This window comes from Peribacillus muralis, assembly GCF_001439925.1.
Taxonomy (GTDB): Bacteria; Bacillota; Bacilli; order Bacillales; family DSM-1321; genus Peribacillus; species Peribacillus muralis.
This window is the reverse complement of sequence record NZ_LMBV01000006.1, coordinates 201,106-212,897: the sequence shown is the minus strand read 5'-3', so window position 1 is coordinate 212,897 and position 11,792 is coordinate 201,106. Positions and strand designations below refer to the sequence as shown.

General features: G+C 45.6%; 10 protein-coding genes. All 10 read left to right on the top strand.

What is annotated here, in order from left to right:
• Positions 1-40 precede the first annotated feature (40 nt).
• The 10 genes from pyrR to pyrE all read left to right on the top strand — a co-directional run bounded on the left by pyrR (position 41) and on the right by pyrE (position 11,748).
• Positions 41-586, top strand: a complete 546-nt coding sequence (pyrR, locus tag ASU00_RS10835) for a bifunctional pyr operon transcriptional regulator/uracil phosphoribosyltransferase PyrR (protein WP_057913515.1) — start codon at positions 41-43, stop codon at positions 584-586.
• 171 nt (positions 587-757) lie between these two features.
• Positions 758-2,047, top strand: a complete 1,290-nt coding sequence (locus tag ASU00_RS10830; RefSeq protein WP_057913475.1) for a solute carrier family 23 protein — start codon at positions 758-760, stop codon at positions 2,045-2,047.
• A gap of 197 nt (positions 2,048-2,244) precedes the next feature.
• Entirely contained in the window at positions 2,245-3,180 is a 936-nt protein-coding gene (locus ASU00_RS10825) for an aspartate carbamoyltransferase catalytic subunit (RefSeq protein ID WP_057913474.1), read from the top strand.
• Positions 3,143-4,429: a dihydroorotase gene (locus ASU00_RS10820; RefSeq protein ID WP_057913473.1), complete on the top strand. Its 1,287-nt coding sequence runs from the start codon at positions 3,143-3,145 to the stop codon at positions 4,427-4,429. Before ASU00_RS10825 ends, ASU00_RS10820 begins: the two co-directional genes overlap by 38 nt.
• Positions 4,426-5,532, top strand: coding sequence for a carbamoyl phosphate synthase small subunit (locus ASU00_RS10815; protein ID WP_057913514.1), 1,107 nt, complete (start codon positions 4,426-4,428; stop codon positions 5,530-5,532). Before ASU00_RS10820 ends, ASU00_RS10815 begins: the two co-directional genes overlap by 4 nt.
• Positions 5,511-8,717 (top strand): carbamoyl-phosphate synthase large subunit, encoded by a 3,207-nt coding sequence (carB, locus tag ASU00_RS10810; protein WP_057913472.1) that lies wholly within the window; start codon positions 5,511-5,513, stop codon positions 8,715-8,717. Before ASU00_RS10815 ends, carB begins: the two co-directional genes overlap by 22 nt.
• Complete coding sequence (locus ASU00_RS10805) at positions 8,714-9,493, top strand: dihydroorotate dehydrogenase electron transfer subunit (protein ID WP_057913471.1); 780 nt, start codon at positions 8,714-8,716, stop codon at positions 9,491-9,493. The genes carB and ASU00_RS10805 overlap by 4 nt, the downstream gene beginning before the upstream one ends.
• Positions 9,490-10,431, top strand: a complete 942-nt coding sequence (locus ASU00_RS10800) for a dihydroorotate dehydrogenase (protein WP_057913470.1) — start codon at positions 9,490-9,492, stop codon at positions 10,429-10,431. Before ASU00_RS10805 ends, ASU00_RS10800 begins: the two co-directional genes overlap by 4 nt.
• Positions 10,403-11,119 carry an orotidine-5'-phosphate decarboxylase gene (gene pyrF / locus ASU00_RS10795; RefSeq protein ID WP_057913469.1) on the top strand — a complete coding sequence of 239 codons (717 nt, stop codon included), beginning with the start codon at positions 10,403-10,405 and terminating at the stop codon, positions 11,117-11,119. Before ASU00_RS10800 ends, pyrF begins: the two co-directional genes overlap by 29 nt.
• Positions 11,113-11,748, top strand: coding sequence for an orotate phosphoribosyltransferase (pyrE, locus tag ASU00_RS10790; RefSeq protein ID WP_057913468.1), 636 nt, complete (start codon positions 11,113-11,115; stop codon positions 11,746-11,748). The genes pyrF and pyrE overlap by 7 nt, the downstream gene beginning before the upstream one ends.
• Positions 11,749-11,792: the final 44 nt, after the last annotated feature.

Below are 11,792 nucleotides of genomic sequence, written 5' to 3'. Positions count from 1 at the left end.
GAAGAAACCGATCAGGAAAAAAGGAACCGGGGTGGCCGAAATGTTGAATGAGAAAGCGATAGTACTTGATGAACAGGCCATTGGAAGAGCCTTGACGAGAATTGCCCATGAGATTATTGAGAAAAATAAGGGGATTGAAGATTGCGTATTAATCGGGATTCGTACACGCGGGATTTTCCTCGCTGATCGACTGGCCAAACGCATCAATCAAATAGAAGGTAAGGAAATCGAGCTAGGTGAACTGGATATAACATTATATCGCGATGATCTTTCGAAAAAAACCAATGATGGCGATCCCGTCGTTAAAGGTTCCGACATTCCGGTCAATATTAGCGACAAGAAAGTGATTTTGGTTGATGATGTTCTTTTCACGGGACGGACGGTCAGAGCGGCAATGGATGCTCTGGTCGATTTGGGGAGACCTTCGCAAATCCAACTCGCCGTATTAGTTGACCGAGGTCATAGGGAGCTTCCGATACGTGCCGATTTCGTCGGGAAAAACGTTCCGACATCACAATCCGAGAAAATAACCGTTACGTTGACAGAAGTAGATGAAATAGATCAAGTCACTATACTAGAAAAGTAATGAACTGAAAATTTTATAGAACCCTTTTAAAGACAGTCCAGAGAGGCTGGCAAAGGGGAGTCAATCGGGAGATGAGTGCCTATTTATGGGCGCGCCACCTTCCGTGAAGCCCTCTTTGTCTAGACAAAGAGGGTTTTTGCCGTTTTGATGCATCATGAGGAGGATACACATATGGAAGAAGTAAAAAGGGACATCGTACTTGATGTTGAGGACGTGCCAAAGGTTGGTCAATGGATTACACTAAGCATCCAGCATTTGTTCGCCATGTTCGGCGCAACGGTGCTCGTTCCTTTCTTGGTCGGGTTAAGCCCGGCGGTGGCACTGGTTTCAAGCGGATTGGGAACACTATCCTACCTGTTGATAACCAAGGGTCAGATACCTGCTTATCTTGGCTCATCCTTCGCCTTCATTACGCCCATCATCGCGGCAAAGGCGTTAGGAGGACCAGAAGCAGCCATGATTGGTTGTTTCGCAGCAGGATTGATATATGGGATAGTAGCCCTGATCATCCAAAAAGTAGGCTTGCGCTGGTTAATGAATTTGCTTCCTCCGGTAGTGGTCGGACCGGTCATTATCGTAATCGGGCTAAGCCTCGCCGGAACGGCCGTGAATATGGCCATGTATAATCCACAAAAAGAATACAGTGTCACGTATATAATTATTGCGCTGATCACTTTAGCGGTAACCATCATCAGTAATGTATTCTTTAAAGGCTTCCTTAACTTGATTCCAATTTTGATGGGAATTATAGTGGGCTACGGCTGTTCGGCCGTTGCCGGAATCATCGATTACTCACCAATCAAGAAAGCCGAATGGTTTGAAATGCCTGATTTCATGTTGCCATATGTCACCTATACTCCGACCTTCTCATGGGAAGTCATTGCCATCATGATACCCGTGGCCATCGTCACCTTATCCGAGCATATCGGTCATCAGATGGTACTGAGCAAAGTAGTCGGCAGAAATTTCTTGGAAAAGCCAGGCTTGCACCGTTCGATCCTAGGGGATGGAGCAGGAATCATGATAGGCTCTTTCATCGGCGGGCCGCCGCTGACATCTTATGGTGAAAATATCGGGGTCCTTACGATGACAAAGGCATATAGCGTATATATCATCGGCGGGGCAGCACTGACTGCCATCATCTTTGGCTTTAACGGTAAGATCTCAGCCGTCATCAGTTCAATTCCTACAGCGGTGATGGGCGGTATTTCAATCCTTCTCTTCGGGATCATCGCCTCAAGTGGATTGAGGATGCTGATCGATAATAAAGTTGATTTCGACAAAAAAAGAAATTTGATGATCGCTTCAGTCATTCTCGTGTTAGGGATCGGGGGAGCGTTCGTGCAACTATCGGAAACGATATCGCTTTCCGGCATGGCACTTTCAGCAATTGTCGGAATCTTACTTAACCAGATTTTACCTGAACGGGAAAGAATCTCAGAGGATATTTTTGGGAAATAAGAACTGAATAAAATAAATCACCTTTTAAAAGAAGTCCAGAGAGGCTTAAAAGGGTGTTGCTGTAAAGATGAATGAGATCGGGGCAAAGGCAAGACGCAAGTCCCTGTACTCACATATCTTTATAACCTACACCCTGTCCTTAAAAGGCGGGGTGTTTTTTTATCCCCCGCATCACGATTGTGAAAGGAGCAGGATCAATGAAAAGATTATTGACGATGAATGAATTGAACGTAACCGAAATTGAAAGCATTCTGCATGAAGCTGAAGGATTTGCCAACGGATCAAGCTGGAATCCTAAACAGTTTACCACTGTTGCCAATCTATTCTTTGAACCAAGTACACGAACAAAATCAAGCTTTGAAATGGCTGAAAGAAAACTAGGGCTGGAGGTCATTCCTTTTGATGCTGGTACATCATCCGTATTAAAAGGCGAAACCTTATATGACACAGTTAAAACGCTTGAAGCAATAGGTGTCAATGCCTTGATCATCCGACATGAGCAGGATAATTATTTTGACGAATTGAAAGGAAATGTCACGATCCCGATAATCAATGCTGGAGATGGCTGCGGTAATCATCCAACCCAATCCTTACTGGACTTATTGACGATAAAACAAGAGTTTGGAAGTTTCAAAGGTCTGAAGATTGCGATAATCGGCGATGTGAGGCATAGCCGGGTTGCCAAATCCAATGCAGAAGCATTAACGCGTTTAGGAGCCGAAGTCGTATTTTCAGGTCCGCCTGAGTGGTTTGACAAAACCGGCAGCTTGGGAAGTTATGAGGACATCGATCAAGCGACAGCGACATCGGATGTGGTCATGCTGCTTAGAATCCAGCATGAAAGACATAGTGAAAAATACGATCATGCAACTGGAAATTATCTAGAAGGTTTTGGTCTGACAAAACAACGCGAAAAAAATATGAAAAAGGACGCAATCATCATGCATCCTGCTCCAATAAATCGCGGAGTTGAAATCGACAGTGATTTAGTCGAATGTAGCCGCTCAAGAATATTCAAACAAATGGAAAATGGCGTATTCATTAGAATGGCTGTATTGAAAAATGTGCTTGAACAATCTGAAGGGGGAATGAACCATGAAAACTGTCATCAAAAATGGAGTATTGCTAGATAATCAAAATTCATTCAAAAAAGCGGACATCGAAATGGAAGGAACGGTCATCACGAAAATCGGTGAGGACTTGGCAACGGAAAATTGCACGGTAGTCGATGCAAAAGGTTTGCTTATTACAGCAGGGTTCGTTGACCTTCATGTCCACTTACGTGAGCCGGGCGGTGAACATAAGGAAACGATCGAAAGCGGCACGCTTGCAGCAGCAAGGGGCGGGTTCACGACGGTTGCGGCGATGCCCAATACAAGACCAGTTCCCGATACAGTGGAAAACCTTGAAGCGCTAAACAAGAAAATCGAAGAAACGGCACATGTTCGGGTCCTTCCTTATGCGTCCATCACGATCAGGGAAGCGGGCAAAGAACTGACAGACTTTTCAGCTTTGAAACAAACAGGTGCATTCGCTTTTACGGACGATGGCGTAGGGGTTCAAGAAGCGGGTATGATGCTGGAAGCGATGAAAAGGGCATCCGCTCAAAATATGGCGATAGTTGCTCATTGCGAAGATAATAGCTTAATCAATAAAGGTTCCGTCCATGAAGGAAGATTTTCCAAAGAGCAGGCGATCAATGGAATTCCGTCCGTGTGCGAAGCTGTACATATTGCCCGCGATATCCTCCTTGCGGAAGCGGCCGACTGCCATTATCATGTTTGCCACATATCGACAAAGGAATCAGTTAGAGCCGTACGCGATGCGAAACGTGCGGGTATCCGGGTCACAGCCGAGGTTACGCCGCATCACTTATTATTATGTGAAGATGATATACCGGGGCTTGATACGAATTATAAAATGAACCCTCCATTAAGGGGACGTGAAGATCGGGACGCGTTAATTGAAGGGCTGCTTGATGGGACCATCGATTTCATTGCAACGGATCATGCACCGCATACAGAAGAGGAAAAGGCTCAAGGAATGCAGCTGGCTCCTTTTGGAATAGTAGGTTTGGAAACAGCCTTTCCACTCCTTTATACCGAATTGGTCAAGAAAGAAGTCTTGACAATAAAGCAATTGGTCGATTTCCTGACGATCAAACCATCGGAAAGCTTCTCCCTTCCATATGGAGAGCTAAAGGAAGGTGCAACTGCCGATATCGTGCTCATCGATTTGGAAACGGAAAGGGAAATTAATAAAGAAGAGTTTGCATCAAAAGGGAAAAATACACCTTTCAATGCAAAGAAATGCTATGGCTGGCCGGTCATGACGATTGCAGAAGGTAAAATAGTATGGGAAAAAGGACGTGTTCAACGATGAAAAGACAGCTTATTTTAGAAGACGGAACGGTTTTCATTGGGGAAGCATTTGGTGGGGACGTAGAAAAAATGGGTGAGGTCGTTTTTAATACGGGGATGACCGGATATCAGGAAATTCTATCCGATCCATCTTATTGCGGACAAATCGTCACACTAACGTATCCCCTAATTGGAAACTACGGAATTAACCGGGATGACTTTGAATCGATAAATCCAGCGATAGCAGGTTTTGTCGTTAAAGAAACGGCAGACCTTCCGTCCAACTGGCGCAATCAATTATCACTTGATGAATATTTGAAAATGAAGAACATACCTGGAATAAGTGGAATCGATACGAGGAAGCTGACAAAGATCATTAGAAAATCAGGTGCCCTTAAAGGTGCAATCTGTAATATCAACAAAGATGCCGAAGAGGTTATATCGCAGTTGAAAGCAAAGGTGATCCCAACAAACCAGGTGAAGCAGGTTTCAACGAAAGCACCCTATTCAAGTCCAGGCAGAGGCCCCCGCGTCGTTCTTGTTGACTATGGCATGAAGCATGGGATTTTGCGTGAGCTGACGAAGCGCGGCTGTGATGTCGTGGTCGTACCTTATAACGTCACCGCAGAGGAAGTGATGCAATACCATCCGGATGGTGTGATGCTTTCCAATGGGCCTGGAGATCCGAAAAGTGTTCCTGAAACGCTTGTAATGATCCGTACAGTCCAAACGAAAGTTCCATTGTTCGGCATCTGTTTAGGACATCAATTATTCGCGCTTGCAAACGGAGCTGATACGGAAAAGTTAAAATTTGGCCATCGCGGTTCTAACCATCCAGTAAAGGACCTTCGCACCGGGAAGGTATCCATCACTTCTCAAAATCATGGTTATACGGTCGAAGCACTTTCCATCGAACAGACGGAAATTATTGTGACACATACAGCATTGAATGACGGTACGATTGAAGGACTGCGCCATAAAGATTACCCAGCATTCACCGTACAATATCACCCGGAGGCATCACCAGGTCCGGAAGACGCCAACTATTTATTCAACGAATTTTTACAAATGATTGAAACTGCAACTACCAAGGGGGAAGAAACATGCCAAAACGCAATGATATAAAAAGCATCCTAGTAATTGGTTCCGGTCCGATCATCATCGGACAGGCTGCCGAGTTCGATTACGCAGGAACTCAAGCATGTATCGCCTTAAAAGAAGAAGGCTATCGAGTAATCCTGATCAACTCTAACCCTGCTACAATCATGACAGACAGTGAAATGGCTGATGCGGTGTATATTGAACCGATCACTTTGGAATTTGTCAGCAAAATCATTCGTAAAGAGCGTCCAGATGCGCTGTTACCTACATTGGGAGGACAAACTGGCTTGAACATGGCTGTTGAATTGGCCGAGGCTGGAATTCTCGAAGAATGCAATGTCCAGATTCTTGGGACGAAACTTTCCGCCATCCAGCAAGCGGAGGACAGAGATCTTTTCCGTACTCTTATGAACGATCTTGGGGAGCCTGTTCCCGACAGCGACATCATTCATAACTTGGAAGAGGCTTATACATTCGTGGAACGAGTCGGCTATCCGGTCATCGTACGTCCTGCCTTCACGCTAGGCGGAACAGGCGGAGGGATTTGCGATAATGAAGAACAACTCATAGAAATAGTTGAAGGCGGCCTGAAAAGCAGTCCCGTTCACCAATGTCTGCTTGAGAAGAGCATCGCCGGTTTTAAAGAAGTGGAATATGAAGTGATGCGTGATTCCAAAGATAACGCAATCGTCGTTTGTAATATGGAAAACTTCGACCCGGTCGGCGTCCATACAGGAGATTCAATCGTTGCGGCACCAAGCCAAACATTAAGTGACAGAGAGTATCAAATGCTTAGAAATACATCCTTGAAAATCATCCGTGCCTTGAAAATTGAAGGAGGATGCAATGTTCAGCTTGCCTTGGATCCAAACAGCTATCAATATTACGTCATTGAAGTGAACCCAAGGGTGAGTCGTTCGTCAGCACTTGCTTCAAAGGCAACTGGATATCCGATTGCAAAGCTTGCAGCCAAGATAGCGGTTGGCTTGACGCTTGATGAAATGATGAACCCGGTCACAGGCAAAACTTACGCAAGCTTCGAACCGGCACTGGACTATGTCGTTACGAAGATCCCACGCTGGCCTTTCGATAAGTTCGAAAGCGCGAACCGCAGGCTTGGTACCCAAATGAAGGCGACGGGAGAAGTCATGGCAATTGGCCGTACCTTTGAAGAATCGATCCTAAAAGCAGTACGTTCCCTTGAAGCCGGCATATACCATCTTGAATTGAATGACGAATTCGAGGATGAAAAAATAGAGAAACGGATCCGCAAAGCGGGAGATGAGCGGTTATTCTATATCGGCGAAGCTTTAAGAAGGGGAAAAACGATCGAAACCATTCATGAATGGAGCCAAATCGATCTATTCTTCCTGCATAAGTTGAAAAAAATCATCGACTTTGAAAAGGAACTACTGGAACATTCCTTTAATAGTGAAGTGCTGCAAAAAGCTAAAGAACTTGGCTTTTCTGACAAAACGATTGCAGAAATATGGAACGTCCCTGAAATCGAAGTCTATGAATATCGGAAGCAAGAAGGAATCATCCCTGTTTACAAAATGGTCGATACTTGTGCGGCGGAATTCGAATCGGAAACACCGTATTTTTATGGAACATATGAAGATGAAAATGAATCGATCGTCACCGATAAGAAAAGTGTCATTGTACTGGGGTCTGGCCCGATTCGGATTGGGCAAGGGGTAGAATTCGATTATGCGACCGTACATTCGGTCTGGGCTATCAAAGAAGCTGGATATGAGGCAATCATCATCAACAATAATCCTGAAACAGTTTCGACGGATTTCAGTATCTCCGACAAGCTTTATTTCGAACCGTTGACACTAGAAGATGTCATGCATGTCATCGATCTGGAAAAACCGGAAGGAGTCATTGTCCAGTTTGGCGGACAGACTGCGATAAACCTTGCAGATGGACTCGTCGAAAGAGGTGTGAAAATCCTTGGGACTTCACTTGAAGACTTGGATAGGGCGGAGAATCGCAATAAATTCGAAAAAGCGCTTAAGGATTTAGGCATACCGCAGCCGAAGGGTAAAACCGCTACATCTGTTGATGAAGCGATTGTCATTGCTGAAGATATTGGTTATCCGGTTTTAGTAAGGCCATCGTATGTTCTCGGTGGAAGAGCGATGGAAATCGTCTACAAACAAGATGAATTGCTGCATTACATGACAAATGCCGTGAAAATCAACCCGGATCATCCTGTGTTGATAGACCGCTACTTGACGGGTAAGGAAGTTGAAGTCGATGGGATATCCGATGGGAAAACAGTCGTAATCCCAGGGATCATGGAGCATATCGAACGGGCTGGCGTCCATTCCGGTGATTCGATTGCCGTCTATCCGCCGCAAAATTTAACGGAAAAACAAAAAGAAGTGATCATCGACTATACGACAAGACTAGCAAAAGGCTTGAATATAATTGGTCTCTTGAACATTCAATATGTCATCAGCAACGAAGAGGTATATGTCATTGAAGTGAATCCGCGTTCAAGCAGAACCGTTCCGTTCCTAAGCAAAATTACGAATGTGCCGATGGCTAACTTAGCCACGAAGGTGATTCTAGGACACTCGCTTGAAAGCCAAGGGTACCAATCCGGGTTAGTGCCGGAACAATCTGGGGTTTATGTGAAAGTGCCGGTCTTCTCCTTTGCTAAATTAAGAGGTGTAGACATTTCACTCGGACCTGAAATGAAATCGACCGGTGAAGTAATGGGGAAAGATAGCACCCTTGAGAAAGCTTTATATAAAGGGCTCGTCGCTTCCGGCTTCAAAATTCAGGGTCATGGCTCGGTTTTATTGACGATATCGGATAAAGATAAGCAAGAAGCACTCGTTTTAGCAAGACGCTTCCATAATATCGGCTTCAAGTTAATCGCCACAAGCGGAACTGCAGCCCTATTGGAGCAATCAGGCATCCCGACTGCTATTGTAGGTAAAATCGGTGAAGAAGGCAGGAACCTACTCGATGTCATCAGAAATGGGGAAGCGCAATTCGTCATTAATACTTTGACAAAAGGAAAGCAGCCTGCGCGTGATGGATTCAGGATTCGCCGTGAATCGGTTGAAAATGGCGTGACATGCTTAACGTCACTCGATACGGCCGAAGCGATTTTAAGAGTGATAGAGTCGATGACCTTCTCGGCTGAAGCGATGGGGAAAATGGAAAAAAGTCGTGAGGTGAGCTATATATGATCAAGAAGGAAAGAATGAAGGTTGTAGCACATAAAGAACTGGCCCCTTCCATCTTTGAACTTACCCTGCAAGGTGAATTGGTTACCGAAATGAACCAGCCGGGCCAGTTTGTTCAAGTCAAGACAACAGAAGGTGTTGAGCCATTGTTACGACGCCCGATTTCCATTTCTTCTTATGACAGCAGTGAAAAACGGTTCACGATGATATACCGGGCTGAAGGAAAAGGAACGACTCTGCTATCACAGCGTAGAGAGGCTGAAGCGGTCGATATCCTAGGTCCTCTTGGCAATGGATTTCCCGTACATGAAGCAAAAGAGGGAGAAACGGCGTTATTGGTTGGTGGGGGGATAGGTGTCCCGCCCCTGTATCAACTATCGCAGATGTTGGTCGCGAACGGCGTTAGGGTCATCCATGTATTGGGCTTCCAGACGAAGTCAGCCATCTTTTACGAAGAAGAGTTTAGTGAATTAGGTGATACGTATATTGCCACTGTGGATGGTTCATATGGGACAGCAGGATTTGTTACGACGGTGATCGACAACTTGGAGCAGGAATTTGCTACGATCTTTTCATGCGGACCGACGCCAATGCTCAAAGCGTTGGAAGCGGGCTATCGTCAGAAAAAGCTTTACCTGTCCCTTGAGGAAAGGATGGGCTGCGGCATCGGCGCCTGCTTTGCCTGTGTGTGTCATACAGGAGATGATCCAACTGGATTTAGTTATAAAAAGGTATGCAGTGATGGACCGGTATTCCGGGCAGGAGAGGTGGTACTATGAGCAGACTTTCAGTTGAGTTACCAGGCTTGCATTTGAAAAATCCGATCATGCCAGCCTCCGGCTGCTTTGGTTTTGGCCGCGAATACAGCCAGTTTTTCGACTTGGACGTTCTTGGGGCAATCATGATAAAAGCGACAACACCAGAGCCGAGGTTCGGGAATCCGACCCCGCGTGTAGCGGAAACCTCGTCGGGAATGCTGAATGCTATCGGTTTGCAAAATCCGGGTTTAGAAAAGGTCATCAGTGAAGAACTGGATTGGTTAGGCACATATGATGTCCCGATCATCGCTAACGTTGCCGGGTCACAAATCGCCGACTATGTAAAGGTCGCCCGTGAAATAAGCATGGTTGGAAATGTCAAAGCACTTGAATTGAATATCTCCTGTCCGAATGTAAAAGAAGGCGGAATTGCTTTCGGTACTGTGCCGGAAGTTGCCAAAGAGGTAACCAAAGCCGTTAAGGAAGTATCCTCGGTGCCTGTTTATGTCAAGCTTTCACCGAATGTCAGTAATATTGTCGAAATGGCCAAAGCAGTCGAAGAAGGCGGGGCCGATGGATTGACAATGATCAATACATTAGTCGGTATGCGCTTGGATTTAAAAACGGCTAGGCCAATCCTTTCGAACAGAACGGGCGGGCTATCGGGTCCTGCTATAAAACCAGTCGCACTTCGGATGATTTATGAGGTAAGCCAGCAAGTTTCCATTCCGATAATCGGCATGGGCGGAATCGCGACAGCAGAAGACGTCATTGAATTTTTCTATGCAGGTGCAAGTGCTGTTGCAGTCGGAACTGCCAACTTCGTCGATCCATTTGTATGCCCAACAATCATTGAGGAATTACCGAAATTGTTGGATGAGCTTGGTTTTGATCACATTTCAGAATGTACCGGAAGGAGCTGGAAGCAGAATGAAGCAGTCGCTAATTATCGCCCTTGATTTTCCTGATCTGATCCAAACAGAACAATTTCTGCATCGGTTCCCCTCGGAAAAACTGGCACTGAAAGTAGGGATGGAGCTATTTTATCAAAATGGCCCATCGATTATCTCTTTCGTTAAAGAACAGGGCCATGATGTGTTTTTGGACTTGAAGCTTCACGACATTCCGAACACGGTCAAAATGGCTATGGCAGGTTTGGCCACTTTAGGTGCGGACATGGTCAATGTACATGTAGCTGGTGGTCAAAGGATGATGGAGGCGGCAATAGAGGGCTTGGATAAGGGAACGCCTGCAGGGAAAAAACGTCCGTTATGCATCGGAGTTACCCAACTGACAAGCACGTCACAGGAACAAATGAACAGTGAACAGAACATTGCAGGATCTCTGGAGGATGCGGTCCTCCATTATGCAAGTCTTACTCAACAGGCAGGATTGGATGGCGTTGTTTGTTCCACTCATGAGGTAATGAACATACATGAACGCATCGGCCAAGAATTCTTGACGGTTACTCCTGGAATCAGAAGTGCAGGCGGACAGACGCATGATCAAAAGAGAATTGCTACGCCTGAACAGGCAAGGGGCTTTGGAGCGGATGCCATCGTTGTAGGGAGAGCGATAACGGGGGCGAAGGATCCATTGAAGGCGTATTTGGATATGAAAGCAGCTTGGGAGGGAATATCATGTTAAACGAAGCGATAGCCGAACATCTATTGGAAATAAAAGCAGTGTACCTGCAGCCAAATGATCCATTCACTTGGGCATCAGGAATTCAATCACCTATTTATTGCGACAACCGCTTAACCCTTTCTTACCCGAAGGTACGCACGGTAATCGCGGAAGGCTTGAAGGAATTGATTGAGCGGCATTACCCTGAAGCCGAGCTGATTGCAGGCACCGCTACTGCAGGCATTCCGCATGCAGCCTGGGTGAGCGACAAATTAAACGCTCCGATGTGCTATGTTCGCTCTAAAGCGAAGGAGCATGGAAAGGGCAATCAAATTGAAGGCAGAGCCGTTGCGGGACAAAAAGTGGTGGTTGTGGAAGATTTAATTTCAACCGGCGGCAGTGTAATTACGGCTGTTAACGCGCTTAAAGAAGCTGGATGTGAAGTTCTTGGAGTCGTTTCGATCTTTACGTACGAATTGGAAAAGGGAAAAGAAAAGTTCAGTGCTGAAGGCATCACTAATCATTCCTTGAGTGACTACTCGACTTTGATCAAGGTCGCTAATGAAAAAGGCTACATCACGGCAGAAGAATTGGAAAAGCTTAAAAAGTGGCGCGAGAATCCTGCAGATACAGCTTGGATTTCAGCATAAAAATAGAGATGGCCCAAACATATCAATTGGGCCACCTCTATTTT